This is a genomic window from Pseudomonas sp. LY-1 (assembly GCF_053502595.1).
This window is the reverse complement of the sequence record NZ_CP094353.1, coordinates 3,008,026-3,024,518: the sequence shown is the minus strand read 5'-3', so window position 1 is coordinate 3,024,518 and position 16,493 is coordinate 3,008,026. Positions and strand designations below refer to the sequence as shown.

At 61.5% G+C, this 16,493-nt stretch carries 17 protein-coding genes; 11 read left to right on the top strand and 6 right to left on the bottom strand.

Features of this window, described 5'->3' with window-relative positions; all coding sequences use genetic code 11:
- Positions 1-98: 98 nt before the first annotated feature.
- From MOQ67_RS14020 to MOQ67_RS13990, 7 genes are read left to right on the top strand one after another with little or no spacing between them, the layout of a single operon-like run.
- Positions 99-1,127, top strand: a complete 1,029-nt coding sequence (locus MOQ67_RS14020) for an ABC transporter ATP-binding protein (protein WP_102617901.1) — start codon at positions 99-101, stop codon at positions 1,125-1,127.
- On the top strand, positions 1,124-1,969 hold the full coding sequence (locus MOQ67_RS14015) for an ABC transporter permease (RefSeq protein WP_046383763.1): 846 nt from the start codon (positions 1,124-1,126) through the stop codon (positions 1,967-1,969). The genes MOQ67_RS14020 and MOQ67_RS14015 overlap by 4 nt, the downstream gene beginning before the upstream one ends.
- A 4-nt stretch (positions 1,970-1,973) precedes the next feature.
- Positions 1,974-2,768: an ABC transporter permease gene (locus MOQ67_RS14010; protein WP_198717518.1), complete on the top strand. Its 795-nt coding sequence runs from the start codon at positions 1,974-1,976 to the stop codon at positions 2,766-2,768.
- Positions 2,768-3,058 (top strand): (2Fe-2S)-binding protein, encoded by a 291-nt coding sequence (locus tag MOQ67_RS14005; protein ID WP_046383765.1) that lies wholly within the window; start codon positions 2,768-2,770, stop codon positions 3,056-3,058. The genes MOQ67_RS14010 and MOQ67_RS14005 overlap by 1 nt, the downstream gene beginning before the upstream one ends.
- Positions 3,055-4,398 (top strand): FAD/NAD(P)-dependent oxidoreductase, encoded by a 1,344-nt coding sequence (locus tag MOQ67_RS14000; protein WP_198717519.1) that lies wholly within the window; start codon positions 3,055-3,057, stop codon positions 4,396-4,398. Before MOQ67_RS14005 ends, MOQ67_RS14000 begins: the two co-directional genes overlap by 4 nt.
- Positions 4,395-5,492: an NAD(P)/FAD-dependent oxidoreductase gene (locus MOQ67_RS13995; protein WP_104903387.1), complete on the top strand. Its 1,098-nt coding sequence runs from the start codon at positions 4,395-4,397 to the stop codon at positions 5,490-5,492. The genes MOQ67_RS14000 and MOQ67_RS13995 overlap by 4 nt, the downstream gene beginning before the upstream one ends.
- Positions 5,493-5,506: 14 nt before the next feature.
- A complete protein-coding gene (locus MOQ67_RS13990) occupies positions 5,507-6,538 on the top strand; it encodes an ABC transporter substrate-binding protein (protein ID WP_079443607.1) in 1,032 nt (343 codons plus the stop codon).
- 228 nt (positions 6,539-6,766) lie between these two features.
- Here MOQ67_RS13990 and MOQ67_RS13985 read toward each other — a convergent pair whose 3' ends face one another.
- Positions 6,767-7,030 (bottom strand): hypothetical protein, encoded by a 264-nt coding sequence (locus tag MOQ67_RS13985; protein WP_226926238.1) that lies wholly within the window; start codon positions 7,028-7,030, stop codon positions 6,767-6,769.
- A 551-nt stretch (positions 7,031-7,581) separates the two neighbouring features.
- Between MOQ67_RS13985 and MOQ67_RS13980 the strand changes: the two genes are divergently transcribed.
- From MOQ67_RS13980 to MOQ67_RS13970, 3 genes are read left to right on the top strand one after another with little or no spacing between them, the layout of a single operon-like run.
- Positions 7,582-8,100, top strand: a complete 519-nt coding sequence (locus tag MOQ67_RS13980; protein ID WP_102617906.1) for a PAAR domain-containing protein — start codon at positions 7,582-7,584, stop codon at positions 8,098-8,100.
- Entirely contained in the window at positions 8,097-8,798 is a 702-nt protein-coding gene (locus tag MOQ67_RS13975; RefSeq protein WP_198717520.1) for a VRR-NUC domain-containing protein, read from the top strand. The genes MOQ67_RS13980 and MOQ67_RS13975 overlap by 4 nt, the downstream gene beginning before the upstream one ends.
- A gap of 15 nt (positions 8,799-8,813) precedes the next feature.
- The gene (locus MOQ67_RS13970) at positions 8,814-9,902 is read left to right on the top strand and encodes a DUF3396 domain-containing protein (RefSeq protein WP_193039900.1); all 1,089 of its coding nucleotides are present in this window, start codon (positions 8,814-8,816) and stop codon (positions 9,900-9,902) included.
- Positions 9,903-10,088: 186 nt separating this feature from the next.
- On the opposite strand, the gene nadE is transcribed toward MOQ67_RS13970, so the two are convergent.
- From nadE to MOQ67_RS13955, 3 genes are read right to left on the bottom strand one after another with little or no spacing between them, the layout of a single operon-like run.
- Positions 10,089-10,901, bottom strand: a complete 813-nt coding sequence (gene nadE / locus MOQ67_RS13965; RefSeq protein WP_102617908.1) for an ammonia-dependent NAD(+) synthetase — start codon at positions 10,899-10,901, stop codon at positions 10,089-10,091.
- Position 10,902: 1 nt separating this feature from the next.
- Positions 10,903-12,120, bottom strand: a complete 1,218-nt coding sequence (gene pncB, locus MOQ67_RS13960; protein ID WP_198718148.1) for a nicotinate phosphoribosyltransferase — start codon at positions 12,118-12,120, stop codon at positions 10,903-10,905.
- Between the two features lie 11 nt (positions 12,121-12,131).
- Positions 12,132-12,779 (bottom strand): nicotinamidase, encoded by a 648-nt coding sequence (locus tag MOQ67_RS13955; protein WP_104903391.1) that lies wholly within the window; start codon positions 12,777-12,779, stop codon positions 12,132-12,134.
- A gap of 145 nt (positions 12,780-12,924) precedes the next feature.
- On the opposite strand from MOQ67_RS13955, the gene MOQ67_RS13950 reads away from it, so the two are divergent.
- Positions 12,925-13,617 carry an NUDIX hydrolase gene (locus MOQ67_RS13950; RefSeq protein ID WP_046488400.1) on the top strand — a complete coding sequence of 231 codons (693 nt, stop codon included), beginning with the start codon at positions 12,925-12,927 and terminating at the stop codon, positions 13,615-13,617.
- Between the two features lie 95 nt (positions 13,618-13,712).
- On the opposite strand, the gene hemN is transcribed toward MOQ67_RS13950, so the two are convergent.
- Both hemN and MOQ67_RS13940 read right to left on the bottom strand, forming a co-directional pair.
- Positions 13,713-15,098 (bottom strand): oxygen-independent coproporphyrinogen III oxidase, encoded by a 1,386-nt coding sequence (hemN, locus tag MOQ67_RS13945; RefSeq protein WP_198718147.1) that lies wholly within the window; start codon positions 15,096-15,098, stop codon positions 13,713-13,715.
- Entirely contained in the window at positions 15,095-16,405 is a 1,311-nt protein-coding gene (locus MOQ67_RS13940) for a coproporphyrinogen III oxidase (RefSeq protein ID WP_198718146.1), read from the bottom strand. The genes hemN and MOQ67_RS13940 overlap by 4 nt, the downstream gene beginning before the upstream one ends.
- Positions 16,406-16,493: the final 88 nt, after the last annotated feature.

Below are 16,493 nucleotides of genomic sequence, written 5' to 3'. Positions count from 1 at the left end.
TCAAGATCGAGCGCCAACGCACCCGCAACACCCTTTTCGCATCTGCCCAAAACAAAAAAGCGCGTTTCGACGCGACTCAAAAAAGGTGGAACGCAGACATGGCATTTCTCCAACTCAACGCCTTGAGCAAACGCTACGGCGCCGTCGACGCGGTGGTCGCCACTGACCTTGCGGTGGAAAAAGGCGAGTTCGTTTCCCTGCTCGGCCCCTCGGGCTGCGGCAAGACCACCACCCTGCAAATGATCGCCGGCTTCGTCGACGTGAGCGCTGGGCAGATCCTGCTCGACGGTCGCGACATCACCTACGCCAAGCCCGCCAGCCGTGGCCTGGGCGTGGTGTTCCAAAGCTATGCGCTGTTCCCGCACATGACCGTGCGCGACAACATCGCCTTCGGCCTGAAGATGCGCAAAGTGCCGGCCGCCGAGATCGCCGCCAAGGTCAAGACCGTGCTGGAGCTGGTGCGCCTGGCCCCCCACGCCGACCGTTACCCCCGGGAATTGTCCGGCGGCCAGCGCCAACGCGTGGCCCTGGCGCGCGCGCTGGTGATCGAGCCGCCGGTGTTGTTGCTGGATGAGCCGCTGTCCAACCTCGACGCGAACCTGCGCGAAGAGATGCAGTTTGAAATCCGCCGCATCCAGCACGCGGTGGGCATCACCACCCTGATGGTCACTCATGACCAGGCCGAGGCGCTGTCCATCAGCGACCGTGTGGTGGTGATGCAGGCCGGGCGCGTGACGCAGATCGACGTGCCCTACAAGCTGTATGAACACCCGCGGACGCGCTTTATCTCGGACTTCGTCGGCAAGGCTAACCTGCTGGCCGGCGATTACGACGCACGCGGCATCCCGCAGGTGCGCCACGCCGCGGGTGACGGCGAACTGGTCTTGAGCCTGCGCCCGGAAAAAATCCAGCTGGTGGGCGCAAGCGAAGGTCGCCTGCAAGGCCAGGTGCTCGACCGCTACTTCTTCGGCAGCCAGTGGCTGTACCGAATCCATACCGCGCTGGGCGAAATCACCGTGGTGCGCAGCAACGACGGCAGCGCGCCGCTGGGTTGCGGCGCGGCAGTCGGCCTGGACTGGCAAGCCGAGTTGCTGCGGGTGCTGACGGCGGATGAGGTACACCCATGAGTCGCGGCTATCTACTCTCGCTGCCGGCGTTGCTGCTGTTCGCCGGGCTGCTGATTCTGCCGCTGGGCCTGACCCTGGTGCTGTCGTTCAACGTGTTCGACTACCAAGTGGGGGTGAAGGCCGATGAGTGGACCTTGGCTCATTACCTGGCGTTGTTCAGCGACGCGTACTTCTACGAAATCTTCTGGCGCACCTTCTGGATCAGCGCGCTAGTGACGCTGCTCTGCGTGGTGATTGGCGTGCCCGAAGCCTACATCCTCAGCCGCATGGGCACGCCGTGGCGCTCGATCTTCCTGATCCTGATCCTCACGCCGTTGTTGATTTCGGTGGTGGTGCGAGCGTTCGGCTGGAGCCTGCTGCTCGGCGCCGACGGGCTGGTCAACCAGGTGATCCAGGCACTGGGCGGGCGCCCGGTGAAGCTGTTGTACACGCCGTTCGCGGTGATCATTGCGCTGGTACACGTGATGCTGCCGTTCATGATCATTCCAGTGTGGACCTCCCTGCAAAAGCTCGACCCCTCGGCCGAACAGGCGGCTTTGTCGCTCGGCGCGAGCCAGGCCACGGTGATGCGCAAGATCGTGTTGCCCCAGGTAATGCCGGGCGTGCTGTCCGGCACCCTGATCGTGTTCGGCCTGGCCGCCAGCTCCTTTGCGATCCCCGGCCTGCTCGGTGGGCGGCGCCTGAAAATGGTCGCCACCGTGGTGTACGACCAGTACCTCTCGGAACTCAACTGGCCCATGGGCGCGACCATCGCGGTGGTCCTGCTGTTGGTCAATCTGCTGATCATGCTGAGCTGGAACCGCATGGTCGAAGGCCGCTACAAAAAGTCCCTGGGGGTTTAAGCGCATGTCCAGAAACGGTCCTTTGGCCCTTGGCTTCCACGGCCTGGTGGTGGTGTTCATGATGGCGCCGCTGGTGGTGGTGTGCCTGGTGGCCTTCACCCCGGAAAATACCTTGAGCCTGCCCACGTCGGGCTTCTCCCTGCGCTGGTTTCGCGCGGTGTTCGAGCGTGCCGACTTTATCCAGGCGTTCTACAACAGCCTGATCCTGGCATTTACCGCTGCAACCCTGGCGACGCTGATTGCAGTGCCGGCGGCGCTTGCGATCAGCCGGTATCAGTTCCCGGGACGTAACTTCTTCAGTGCGTTGTTCCTGTCGCCGATCATCATCCCGCACCTGGTGTTGGGGGTGGCGATGCTGCGGTTGTTCGCCTTGATGGGCGTCAACGGCAGCTTCACCTGGCTGATGCTGGCGCACGTGGTGATCATCACGCCCTATGTGCTGCGCCTGGTATTGGCAGCAGCGATCGGGATCGATCGCAGTGCCGAGCAGGCGGCCGAATCGCTCGGTGCCGAACGCTTCACGCTGTTTCGCCTGGTGACGTTGCCGATGATCCTGCCCGGCGTGGCCGGCGGCTGGTTGCTGGCCTTCATCAACAGTTTCGACGAAGTGACCTTATCGATCTTCGTCAGCTCGCCGGCCACGCAAACCTTGCCGGTGCGTATGTACGTGTACGCCACCGAATCCATCGACCCGATGATGGCTGCAGTGTCGGCGCTGGTGATTGCCCTCACGGCGGCGGCCATGATTGTGCTCGACCGGGTCTACGGCCTGGATCGCGTGCTGGTGGGAAAACATTGATGGCCTTGTTCAAACGATTGACCGAAACCGCACGCCCTGCCCTGGCGTTTACCCTCGACGGGCAACCGGCCACAGGCTTGCTCGGCGACACCCTGCTGACGGCGGTACTGACCTGCGCCGAGCACCTGCGCGGCAGCGATTTCAGTGCCGAACGCCGCGCCGGGTTTTGCTTGATGGGCGCCTGCCAGGACTGCTGGGTGCGCCTGGCGGACGGACAACGCGTGCGCGCCTGTTCGACCCTGCTGGAAGAAGGCCAGGCGATCAGCCGCGACCCGGGGCGCCAGCTATGAAGCCGGTGGTGATCGTGGGCGCAGGCCCGGCGGGGATCAGTGCCGCGCGCACCCTGTTCGACCACGGCGTAACGCCTTGCCTGGTGGACGAAAGCCTGCGCGGCGGCGGGCAGATCTATCGCCGCCAACCCCCAGGCTTCCAACGCACCGCCAGGCAAATATACGGATTCGAGGCGGGTAAGGCCGAGGCCGTGCATCGCACCCTGGATGAACTGGCGCCGCTGATCGACTACCGACCCGAGACCCTGGTGTGGAATGCCGAGGATCGGCGCCTGGACTTGTTGAACAACGGTCACGCAGCCAGCGTGGAGTATTCGCGGATCATCGTCGCCACCGGCGCCACCGACCGTATCCTGCCGGTGCCGGGCTGGACCTTGCCCGGTGTCTACAGCCTGGGTGCGGCGCAAATCGCCTTGAAGTACCAAGGTTGTGCCATCGGCGAACGCGTGGCGTTTTGTGGCAGCGGGCCGTTGCTGTATCTGGTGGCGTATCAATACGCCAAGGCCGGCGCCAATGTGGTCGCCGTGCTCGACAGCGCGCCGTTCAGCGCCCAATGCCGCGCCTTGCCGGCGCTGCTCGGACAACCGGCGACCTTGGCCAAGGGCTTGTATTACCGCGCCTGGCTCACGGCCCACGGCGTTCCCGTGCATCAGGGCGTGACGCTGCAGCAGATCGACGGCGAACAACGGGTCAGCGGCATACGTTGGCGCGACCACACCCTGGCCTGCGACGCCGTGGCCTTCGCCCATGCGCTGCGCAGCGAGACGCAGTTGGCGGACCTGCTCGGTTGTGAATTTGCCTGGAATGCCTTGAACCGTGCGTGGCTGCCGCAACGGGACGGTGCCGGGCGCAGCAGCGTCGACGGTGTGTACCTGGCGGGCGACGGTGCCGGGATCATGGGTGCCGATGCCGCGCAGATGGCCGGTGAGCGGGCGGCGTTGGCGGTGCTGGAAGATGCAGGCGTCGCGATCGATCATCAGCGCCCGGCCCTGCTTGAGCGGCAATTGGCGCGCATCCAGCGCTTTCGCCAGGGCCTGGAGACTGCGTTTCCCTTCCCGGCAGACTGGGCCGCGCAGGCGCCGGACGACTTGATGCTGTGTCGCTGTGAAGAAGTCCGGGTTGGCGATATCCGCACGGTGGTGGATGAAGGTCATTGGGAAATCAATCGGGTCAAGGCCCATTGCCGGGTGGGCATGGGCCGCTGCCAGGGGCGCATGTGCGGGCTGGCGGCGGCTGAAATCGTCGCCGAGCGCAGTGGTCGCGGGATAGAAGACGTCGGGCGTTTGCGTGGCCAGGCCCCGATCAAGCCGCTGCCGTTTGGCGTGGAGGTGCAGCCATGATCGACGTCATCGTCCTCGGCGGCGGGATTGTCGGTGCGTCGGCGGCCTTGATGCTGGCGCACAAAGGTCAGCGTGTGGCGTTGGTGGAACGGGACTTCTGCGGCTCGCACTCCAGTGGCGTGAACTATGGCGGCGTGCGGCGCCAGGGACGCCCGTTGCATCAGTTGCCGTTGTCGCAGCGCGCCCATCAGTTGTGGGCCGACCTGCCCGGCTTGATCGGTATCGACGGCGAATACGTGCGCTCCGGGCATTTGAAACTGGCGCGCAGTCATGGGGATTTTGCCGCGTTGCAGGCGTATGCCGAACACACGCGGGGCTTTGACCTGGGCTTGCAGTTGCTCGATTACGCCGAACTGCGCGCACGTTTTCCGTGGGTCGGGGATATCGCAGTGGGTGCGTCGTTATGCCCCGAAGATGGCCATGCCAACCCGCGCCTGGTATCCCCCGCCTTCGCCCGTGCCGCGCAGCGCCTTGGCGCGTGTGTCTACGAGCAGGCCGAGGTGATCCGCATCGAACATGACAGCCGCCAGTTCCAGGTGGATTGCGCCAACGGCCTGCACCTGCAGGCGCCATGGCTGCTCAATTGCGCCGGCGCCTGGGCAGGGACCGTCGCCGCGCAATTCGGCGAGCCGGTCCCCATGACATCTGCGCACCCGGCCATGCTGGTCACCGAGCCGCTGCCCGTGGTGATGAACGTCAGCACCGGCGTCGAAGGCGGCGGGATTTATGCGCGCCAGGTGGCCCGGGGCAATTGCATCCTCGGCGGCGGTCGCGGTTTTGCGCTTGGCCCCCGGCAGGCGCGGCCCGGGCAAGCGGCGGTGCTGGAGATTCTGCGCCATGCCGGCGAGCTGTACCCGTTTCTCAAGGGTGCCCAGGCGATTCGCACCTGGAGCGGTACCGAAGGTTACCTACCCGATCATGAACCGGTGATCGGCCCCAGCAGCACCCAGCCTGGCCTGCTCCACGGTTTCGGCTTTGCCGGCGCCGGGTTCCAGCTGGGCCCGGCGGTCGGTGAAGCCCTGGCAGAGATCGTCTGCACAGGGGCCAGCCGGCAACCCATCGAAGCGTTTTCCATCCGTCGTTTCCAAGCCTGAGAGGAAAAACATCCATGAATACTCGTATTGCGCTGTCCTGCTTGTCCCTCGCTCTGCTCGCCTCCACCGCTCATGCCGCCCCGACGCTGTACCTGGGCATGAACGGCGGCACCATGGAACGGGTGTATGCCGACAAGGTGCTGCCCGCGTTCGAAAAGGCCAATAACGTCAAGGTGGTGATCGTGCCCGGCACGTCGTCGGACATCCTCGCCAAGGTCCAGGCCAACAAAGACAACCCGCAGATGCATGTGATGTTCCTCGACGACGGCATCATGTACCGCGCCATCTCCATGGGCCTGTGCGACAAACTGGCGCCGAGCCCGACCCTGGAGCAGATCCCGGCCAAGGCGAAAATCAAGGACCAAGCCGTGGCTGTGACCCTCGGCGTCACCGGCCTGGGCTACAACGCCAGGCTGTTCAAAGAGAAAGGCTGGGCTGCACCGACCTCGTGGATGGACCTGGCCGACCCACGCTTCAAGGACAAAGTGGTGTTCCAGTCCCTGGCCTCATCGACCTTCGGCCTGCACGGCTTCCTGATGTTCAACCGCCTCCAGGGTGGCTCAGAGACCAACGTGGAACCGGGCTTCAAGGCCTGGCCCAAAACCGTCGGCCCCAACGTGCTGGAGTACATCGCCAGCTCCGCGAAAATCTCCGAGATGGTGCAAACCGACGAAGCGGCGATCTTCCCCCTCACCCCGACCCAGGTCGCCACCCAGAAACTGCTCGGCGTGCCGATGGAATACGCGCAACCCAAGGAAGGCGCCGTGGTGTTGAACGTCGCCGAATGCGTGATCGCGCGTAACGACCAACCGGAACTGGCGCAGAAACTCGCGGCCTTCCTGCTGACCGCCGAAGCCCAGGCACCGGCGCTGGAGGAAGGTGATCAGATCCCGTCAAACCCGACCACGCCCACCAGCGACAAGACCCGCGCCCGAGTGGAGGCGATGCAGGGTTATTTGCAGACGGCGATTTCGATTGATTGGGACCAGGTGAACCAGGCGCGGCCGGAGTGGAATGCGCGGTGGAGTCGGTCGATTGAGCGGTAGCGTTTCATAAGCCTGCTCGGCGCCGAACTCTTTGGCGCTGGGTACGGATTATCCTACTGATGCGCTGGCGTTTTTGGCGCAGTTTTACCCATTCGTTGCGGGCTTCGCGGTGGCGTTTGCTGTTGAGCAGTAATAGAGCCAGCAGCGGGAACAGAATGCCTGATGCATAAAGTACTTTGTGGGGCCCATATTCGATGGTGGGTAAAACGCCCAGCAAGCACAAGAGCATCAAGATGACAGGGATCCATATCCAGCCTGGATAGCCACGGACGACCATGAAGTTGCAGTGAGCAATAGGAACGGCGGAGCCGATAGTAAAAAAAATGTGTATTTGAGATTTACGTTAACGGGCAAAGCGCCGAAGTAACGGTCAAACATCATCGGAATGCCAATTGCCAAAGCAAATAGCTGAGAAAAGTTTGCCGCAGCAAAGACCGGAAAATAACATTTCAGAAGACGCCAAAGCTCCTCCAGGCTCATCAGAAATATCATTCGTCAAACTCCTCGTAGAGCCCCACTGCGGTTGTTCGAAAGTTACCGGTCATGGCGCTGCCTATCGCGACCGGTGAGCCCCACCACATCCTTGTTTTGAACGAGAGTTGCTTGTCGCAGCTCGACTTGGGCGAACCTCTTTGGCAAATCACCCCTGCCCCGGCAATCGCCGGATCGGCATCGATGGAAGCAAACAGCCGACGCAGATTGATATTGCCTTCAATGCACTCACGGGTAGTGAGATGAGTGCAGGGGAAACATCCTTGAATATGCCAACTGCCATTCCTTTACTCCCGAACTCATAAGAGTGCAGAGCGTAAAGACTCAATATCCCGCAACAATGTAGGAAATTTTCCTTTTTCTTGACAGGCACTTCCCGTTCTCGGCTAAGCATCTTGTAGTTAATCGGAGGAATAGGAAAAGTACGCCATTCGTCACTACCGGCGAACGATCAGACAAGGAACGAGTATGGCAATTGATATGTTTTTGAAGCGACTCGTTAACTCAGCACGTTTTCTTGACCTCCAACCACTTTTGCAAGGATAGGCATTATGAGTGGAAAGCCCGCCGCCCGCGTTACTGACCCTACGGCATGTCCAATGCCGGAGCACGGCACCAACCCTATCATCGAAGGTTCTCCTGACGTCTTCTTCGATGGCTTGCCCGCAGCGCGCCAAGGTGATGTATCTGCTTGCGGGAGCCCGATCAGCTCGGCCGTATCATCGACGGTTTTTATCAACGGAAAACCTGCCGCAACGCTCGGCAGTGTCGGTGAACATGGCAACGTGATCATCGGTGGATCGGGAACAGTGATTATCGGCGACATATTCACACCGACCCCATTCACCCCCATCGTGCCATTGAGCCGTTCCACAGCCCCTTACTCCGGACGCTTTCAACTCATAGATCAGGAAACCGGCAAACCCATTGTTGGCCGCAAGGTAAAGGTCTGGTCTAGTGCCGGTTGGAGCACGCTCGACACCACGAATATCGAAGGCATGACATCGTGGGTTAGCCATGCTGCGTCGGAGTCTATCTATATTGACTTGGTGCAGGAAGGCGAAGAATGAATGATCAACCCGGCCTTTCTCAGGGTGGCATGAGCCCCGAAGGAAAAACTAACCCTGTCGGCATCCTGAAGCCGAAGCTCGATCCCCAGGACAAGAACGTACTTTGCTCGGCAATTTGCTATTGCAGCAGCACACCCAACATCAGCCAGGATGGCAAGCATCTCAAACAGGGCTGTGTGGCCCAGCGCCTTGGGGAGCTTGACGAGATTCTCCAGAGGCGCAGTCCGTATAAGCCCGAGGTCAGTTACGACATGACCAAGAATCCACCACAGCCAATCCTCGACAGCCAAACAGGGAACAGCCCTCATGGCTGGATACCGGGTTGGATCAACAAGTATTGGAATGAGGACCCAGAGCATCCACCGTTCAAGCCTGGGAAAGGGATGATTCGGCGGCCTGATGTCGTGATCGTCAAGGCTGCGAGCAAGCCGCCAACTCAGGACAATATCAAACAAGTTGTCGAGATGAAGTTTCCACCTGACCCACCGAAAGTGGAGCAGGCGCAGGATTATGCAAAAATTGCCGGCAACAAAAACAAGGTCGTTGAGATGACATCCACCGAATGCGACTGTAGCCAGGAAAATCAGCAGTCCAATGTGCCAGTGGAACAGCTCGGGTGGGCCGCAGCCATCGCTGGGAGTGTGATGTTTATCCTGACGCGTGGCCGCTCCCCTCGGCCAATGATCCCCGCTTACTGATTCTAAGGAACACCCATGGAACCGGAATTCAATGTAGCCGAAGAACTTGCCAAGCAACCACACCTGCTGGAAATACCCGGCCACTTGCTAATGAAGGGCGGGAGCCAGAACTATATTGGCGCAGTGCTATGTCTGCGCGGGACGCTTTATTTCAGGGATGCACACACACGCTTGGTACGCGAGTCACTATGCCAGTGCTTCGACGATTTCAAGCGCTTGGCTGAGCCCTACCTCACGTGGCTCTGGCGCGAAGAACCTCCTCAGGGTAAACCGCTGTCAGCTTATGCTGACGCAAAGCCATTGCGCGATATGGTCGAAGCAATGGATGAAGATGATCTTCTCAGCTTCTACTACCTCAGTGGCAAGCAACCAAATGACGCCAGCGCTTGGCTCTTCGATGTTTTTGGTATGCGGGGATGGAAGGCAAAGATGGGAGATGACCTAAGCGCTCTGGAGTTCTCAATACCACTTCTGTACCAAGAGCAGAACCCACTCAGTTTCCTGCGTTTGTTCCTTGACTCAGCACGCCGACTGGCTCCAGAGCAGGGCTACGCCGGACATGCCTTCAACCTTTCCGTCACCAACCGAGATGGCAACGAGCCTACCGAAGCTTTTATGGCGGCGCGCATGCCTGGCTTGGATGTGGGAACAGCAGGTCTGCTGACCAATATCCCCGAGTTCAAACCTACAAAAATCAAGACGGTCAGTTGGCTGACCTTGCTCGACCAAGCGCGCCTGGATCTTGTTGGCGGCCTGGAGGGGCTGCGTGCGCAGCTACCCTCAAGCCATTTTGCCTTCTATGACTACGGTAACGGCGTCGTGATTCAGGCCGGTGCATACCCGTACCTTGCCGGTGATGCCGATGATCCGAAGCCCGCTGCCTATGTATTACTGAACCATGTACTCAAGGGCATTCGCTACGAGACGGTGGGTTCATTGCACGGTGGCTCTCATGATGGCGAGTTGCGCCTGGTGGACTGGTCGGCTGACCAGTGGCTCAAGCGCTTGGATGTGGATGCAGACGACATACCCGGCTGGCGTGCCAAGTTACTTCGCGACGAACCCTGCCTGGATGCTACAAATACTCTGCCAGGGCGTTTGTAGAATAGATGGACTGCGCGGCTGCCGACGTAACAAATAATCTGGCTGCTGTCGCAGCTCCCTCTGGTCGCAGCCACTCTACAATCATCCTCCTCTCCCCCCGTTTGAAGCCCATTTGTAGATAAGTCCAAGCAAACACGCCTCCTCCCAATCCCTAGCGATAGAGGTGTCAAAAATGCATTGCAGAAATCAAGGAGCAATCGGCAGCGCGCGTTTGTGCGCTGTCTTGCTGTACGCCCCTTCGACAATCGTCCTCACCCGCTCACTCACTGGCTCGCCCATCAGGTACGCATCAATCTCTTCGTACGTGCAGCCGTAGGCATGTTCATCCAGTTTGCCCGGTACGAGTTCTTCCAGGTCGGCAGTGGGCTGCTTGTGCACCAGGTTCGTCGGAGCCCCAAGGGCACTGGCCAACAGGCGCACCTGGGTCTTGGTCAGGCCCGACAACGGGGCCAGGTCGCACGCGCCGTCGCCGAACTTGGTGAAAAACCCCATCAATGCTTCGGCGCCGTGGTCGGTGCCGACCACCAGGCCATTGTGCAGGTTGGCCATCGCGTAGTGCGCGATCATGCGGGTGCGGGCCTTGACGTTGCCTTTGATGAAGTCGACCTGTGCGGCGCTGGCTTCGGTGGCGGTGAGGCAGGCCATCAGGCCGTCGACGCTGGCGGCGATGTTGAGGGTGTCGATGTGGTCGGGGGTGATGAAGGCCAGGGAAGCCTGGGCGTCGCTTTCGTCGGCCTGGGTTTTGTAGGGCAAGCGCAGGGCGATAAAGCCTGCGGCGTAGTCTTCGCTGCGCAGTTGCTCTACCGCCAGTTGGCAGAGGCGCCCGGCCGTCAGCGAATCGACGCCGCCGCTGATGCCCAGCACCAGAGCCTTGCAACCGGAATGGCGCAGGGTGGTTTTGATGAAGTCGATACGCCGTTGGATTTCCCGGGGCGCTCCCCCCTTGACCAACGAGCGGTTGATATTCAGTTCCAGGGCAATACGGTCCTGGGTTTGCATGTCACACCTCCACGCTGCCGACGTTGAAGACTTGCGTTGCGTACCGCAAAAACGAGGCGTCTTCGCAGACATTCTTGATCGGGTCATCCGAGAATTTCACCACCGGCTCACCGTGTACCCGCACCAGTTTCATCACGATGCTCAGCGGCTCAACGCCTTCCACATCGCAGGCCAGGCTGGTGCCCATGCCGAAGCCGAACCTGGCCTTGCCGCGCACGTGGCGCAGGATCGGCAGGCATTTCTCGAAGTTCAGGCCGTCGGAGAACATCAGGTCCTTGGTCATCGGGTCGATACCCAGTTGCTTGTAGCGGGCCAGGACTTTATCGGCCCAGACGATAGGGTCGCCGGAGTCCTGGCGCAGGCCGTCGTAGAGCTTGGCGAAGTACAGGTCGAAGTCCTTCAGGACGAAGTCAGTGCTGATGCAGTCGGTCAGGGCGATACCCAGGCGGCCGCGGTATTCACGTACCCAGTTTTCCAGGGCGGCGTTCTGGCTTTCGCGCAGGCGGCCCAGTTGCTGGTGTACCATCAACCATTGGTGGGCCATGGTGCCGATCAGCGGCAGGTCGAACGCGTAGGCCAGGTGCGCGTTGCTGGTGCCGACGAACTGGCCGGGGAAGTCGCGGCGCATGATGTCCACCACTTCGCGCTGGGCCTTGAACGACAGGCGCCGGCGCGTGGAAAAGTCGGAGACGCGCAGGTCGGCAAGTTCGTCGCGGCTGAGGTTTTTCTCCAGCCAGTCGAATTTCTGGTAGAGCTTGCGGGTGACGTCCTCCAGGCTCACATCGGGGTATTTGTCACGGTTGCGCAGCTCGCTGACCAGCGCCAATACCGGCTGTTCGAACATGATGCAGTGCAACATCGGGCCGACGACGCGGATGTTCAGTTGGCCGTCGACTTCGCTGACGTGGATATAGCGCAGGTTGAAGCGGAACAGGCCGAGGAAGCGCTCGTAATCCGGCGTGAGGTATTCGCGAAAGCGTGGGTTGAACAGAAAGCGCAGCTCGCCTTCGCGCATCTGCAGGCCGGCGAGTTTTTCCAGTTCATCGCGCAGTTGCGGGATCAAGTGGCCCAGTTTTTCCTTGGAACGGACGATGAAGTTGTACTCGACGTCGACATTCGGATGCTGGTGCAACACAGCCTGCATCATGGTGAAGGTGTAGTAGTCGGTGTCGAGCAAACCCTGGATCACCGGGGTTTCGTAGTCGTAGGCACTTTCCATGGCGTATCTCCTTAACGCGTGGCCATCGCGGCCAGTTCTTCGCGGGTGCGGCTGATGCCGGCACCGGCCTTGAGCAACTCGTTGACGGCCTGTACGCCGCCCTCCTGCGTAATACCGCGGCACGCCGGCAGGTGCAGCACCACTTCCAGGCCGGCCTTGAGCAGTTGCAACGCGGTGGTCTTGACGCAGTAGTCGAGGGCCAGGCCGCCGACGATCACGCGGCTTACGCCCTGGGCCTTGAGGTACTCGATCACGCCCGTGGACAGCTTGTCGTGCAGGTCGTGGTAGCAGGCGCCGTAAGGGTGCAGGTCGGGTTCGACACCTTTCCAGATGAAGTAATCGTAGTCATACGGGGCGGGCAGTTCGTCGAGCAGGGTGAAGCCCTCGGTGCCCGGCACGCAGTGGCTGACCCAGGTGACATCGGCGTGAGCCAGGCCGGTGGGTTGCAGCATCTCGCTGTGTTGCTTGACCACCCACGGCGCATGCGGAGTGTGGGCGTCCTTGCTGCCGACACGGTAGCCCGCGAGGCTGGCCATGTAGTTGAGTTCGGCACCGATGAGGTCCCCTTCGGCCACTGGCAATTCGTTAGGGCACAGCGGCGTAAAGCTCTTCTGGGCGTCGACGTCGAATGAAGCGATGGCATGTTTCGAGAGGGTCATGGCGGGTCTCCTGTGGCCTGAAAACAAAAGTACACGTCATGTACTTTCATTGCAAGAAAGATTTGTTTATCTAGGCTTTAGTCAGTACATGACATATTTGTTCGATCCGTTAGACTGTGCCCCCCGCTGTTTAGAAGGACTGCACATGCCACTTAGCGCCTACCTCCACACCGTCGACCTGTGCGTGCTGTTCTACTGCCGCGCGGCAGGGGAACTGAAGCTGCTGCTGAACAAGCGCGACGCCGAACCCTTCGCCGGGCATTGGGCCCTGCCGGGTGTGGTGGTGAATGGCGGCGTGCAGGACCTGAGCCTCACGGATGCCGTGGAGCGCCTGCGCGCGAGTGACAAAGTCGGCCTCGACCTGGTGTGGAGCGAGCAAGTAGGTACGGTGGGCGACGCGTTCCGCGACCCGCGTTGCTGGTCGTCGTCCACGTTCTACCTGGCGATCATCGCGGATGAGGTGACGCTGGGCGAGCATCAAGGCTGGTTTTCGCTGGATGCGGTAGCCGACGGCCGCATCAAGTTGCCGTTCGATCACAACACCATCGTGGCCGCCGTGCAGGAGCGGTTACTGTCCAAGTCGCTGTACAGCAGCTTGCCGCTGATGTTCCTGGGCCAGGAATTCAGCGCCCCGGAAGCGACGGCGATCTTCTCACTGGTGCTCGCGCGGCCGGTGTTGAAGACCAGCATTCGCCAGCGTTTGCTGAAGCTGGCTGAGCTGGGGTATTTGCGGGAAACGGGGCGCAAGAAACAAGGCGAAGGCGGCAGGCCCCAGGCGACGATGGAGAACTTGAAGCCTGGGAAGATTTATTTCTTCGATCGCAGTTTTGCCGACTAGCTCGGTATTCAAAAACAACCACGATCAAATGTAGGACCGCGCTGCGGGCGGACATGGCGATCAACAGCTCCCACAGCGGATACAGGCCTCTTCACTTAAACCGTGCGGGAAAACTGGCCTTTGTGCGCGCCGCCCAGGTAGGCGTCAAAGGCCATCGCCACGCTGCGCACCATCAGTTGGCCCTTGGGCAACAGTTGCAGCGCATCGGCCTGGATCAGCAATAACCCGTCCGCCACCTGCTCGTCCAATTGCAGCAGTGCCTCGGCGAAATAGTCGTTGAAGCGCACGCCATGGGTGGCCTCGATCTGTGGGAAGTCGACTCGACCATCACACATCAGGCCATTGATCACCTCGCGGCGCAGTACGTCATCCGGGTTGAGCCGATAGCCGCGCTGCACCGGCAGCATCCCCGCGTCGAGTCGGGCGTAGTACTGGGACAGTTCCTTGACGCTCTGGCTGTAGCTGTCGCCGACTTTGCCGATGGCCGACACGCCGAGGCCGATCAGGTCGCAGTCGGCATGGGTCGAATAGCCCTGGAAGTTGCGCTGCAAGGTGGCGTTGGCACGGGCCAGCGCCAGTTCGTCGTCGGGCAAGGCGAAGTGGTCCATGCCGATGTAGACGTAACCGGCCTCGGTCAGGCGGCGGATGGTCAGTTCCAGCAGTTCCAGCTTGCGCGCCGGCGGCGGCATGTCTTCGGGACGGATCATGCGCTGGGCGCGGATCTGGCTCGGCAGGTGTGCGTAGCTGTAGGCCGCCACCCGATCAGGGCGCAGGGCGATCAGCTTGCTCAAGGTCACGTCGAAGCTGTCCACGGTTTGCAGCGGCAGGCCATAGATCAAGTCGACACTCACCGACTTGAAGCGCGCCTCACGCGCCGCGGCCACTAATTGCAGGATCTGCGCTTCGCTTTGCACCCGATTGACCGCCGCCTGCACGTCGGGGTCGAAGTCCTGCACGCCGAAGCTCAGGCGATTGAAGCCCAGGCCGCGCAACGTGTTGATCCGCTCAACGCTGATGGTGCGCGGGTCGACCTCGATGGAGAACTCATGGGCATCGCTGTCATCCAGGGTGAAGTGTTCGGCCAGGCAGGCCATCAGCTCGGCCAATTGCGCGTCGTCCAGATAGGTCGGCGTACCGCCGCCCAGGTGCAACTGGGTCAGGCACCGGGAACGCTCGAACAGCGCCGCCTGCATCTGGATCTCACGCTTGAGATACGCCAGGTACTCCACGGCCCGATGGGTCTTGCGGGTGATGATCTTGTGGCAACCGCAGTAATAGCAAAGGCTCTGGCAAAACGGGATGTGGATGTACACCGACAACGCCTTGGGCACGGCCACCTCATGGCTGGCGCGGACCGCCTGGTGATAGTCATCCAGGGCAAAGGCGCTGTTGAACTGCGGCGCGGTCGGGTACGAGGTATAGCGTGGCCCCGGTCGGTCGTATTTGTGGACCAGGGCACGGTCGAATTCAAAAGCACTCATGTGTCGATCACCTCGTCGTTGGCGCTGACCGGGGTGGCGAGCACGGCACGTTCAAACAATGCGCAAATACCGTCCACCTGCGGCAGGCCGGCGGGCAGCAACCAGATGAACGTCGGGGACAGCTCGATCAGACCGTCGCGGTGCAGCGCTTCCAGCAACGGCCAGAGGTAGGCGAAATAGCGTGCGAACACCAGGCCGTAGCGCCGTTCCACCGCCTGCACATCCAGCTCCAGGTCACAGGCCAGGCGTTCGGCCACGTGCAGGCGCACCGGGTCAGAGGTTTCGCGGAACCAGCCCCGGCATGTGGCGAGCTGACCATTGCCCAATTGCTCACGGTACTCGCGGGCATCGGCCGTGTTCTGCGCGCACAACGTGTCGATCTGGCTGATGGCGCCCACGCCGAAACCGATGTGGTCGCAGTAACCGTGCAGGGTGAAGCCTTCGCAGTTACGGCTCAGGCGCCCGCGTTCCTGGGCTTGCTTGAGGTCGTCGTCGGCCCGGGCGAACTGCCCCAGGCCGATGTAGTGATAGCCCGCCGCGGCCAGGAGCTGGAAGCAAATACGGCGCATCGCGCTCTTATCCGCCTCGCTGCTGAACGCCTGGGGTTGTTGGGATTGATAGCGCACAGGCGCATGGGCGTAATCGAATACCTGCAAGCGATCCGGCTCCAGAGCGATCAGGCTGGCCAGTTTCAGCTCGATACTGGCCGGGGTCTGCCAGGCATGGCCGTAGCCGAGGTCGATGTTCACCGAGCGAAACCCGAAGGTGCGGGCCGCATCCACCAGCGATTCGATCGGCGCCGGGTCCTGATACCGCGCCTGGCACAGCGGCCCCTCGCGGTTGGCGTCCGGCACGCCGATGCTTGCATGGTTGAAGCCTTGTTCGCGCAGCAGGCCCATGGTGGCCCAGTCCGTGTGCCCGGGGTCGAGGTCGACGCAGTAGTCACCCCGGTCGTGGTCGAGAAAATTGAAGCGCTCGTGCAACTGCGCCATCAACTGCTGCACCTGGGCGAACGCCGGTGTGGTGCCGCGCAGGTGAAAGTGATCGACCGGCTGGCGGCCGCCGAGTTGGCAGCCGATCAGTTGGATTTCCTGGGTGAGGCTGTGCAAATACTCAGCGCCAAGGTCGCCCGCCGGCCAGCGCAGGTTCAATGCCAGGGGCCGCTGGCACTGGCGGCTGTTGCGCAAGGCGCGCAACAGGTCAAGGGAGCCGACACCGGCATGGAAGCGACGGGTGTCCGTTTGGCAAGCCAAGTCCAACACGCCTTGATCGTGACGAAAGCGAGCGGGATGAAGAAGGGTACGCATGACGGACTCCGGTTCGGGCGGCGGTGGTGCATTGTCCGGTGCGCTTGGGCCACACGCCTTGATGTGCATCAAGGTCGCAGCCCCGCCC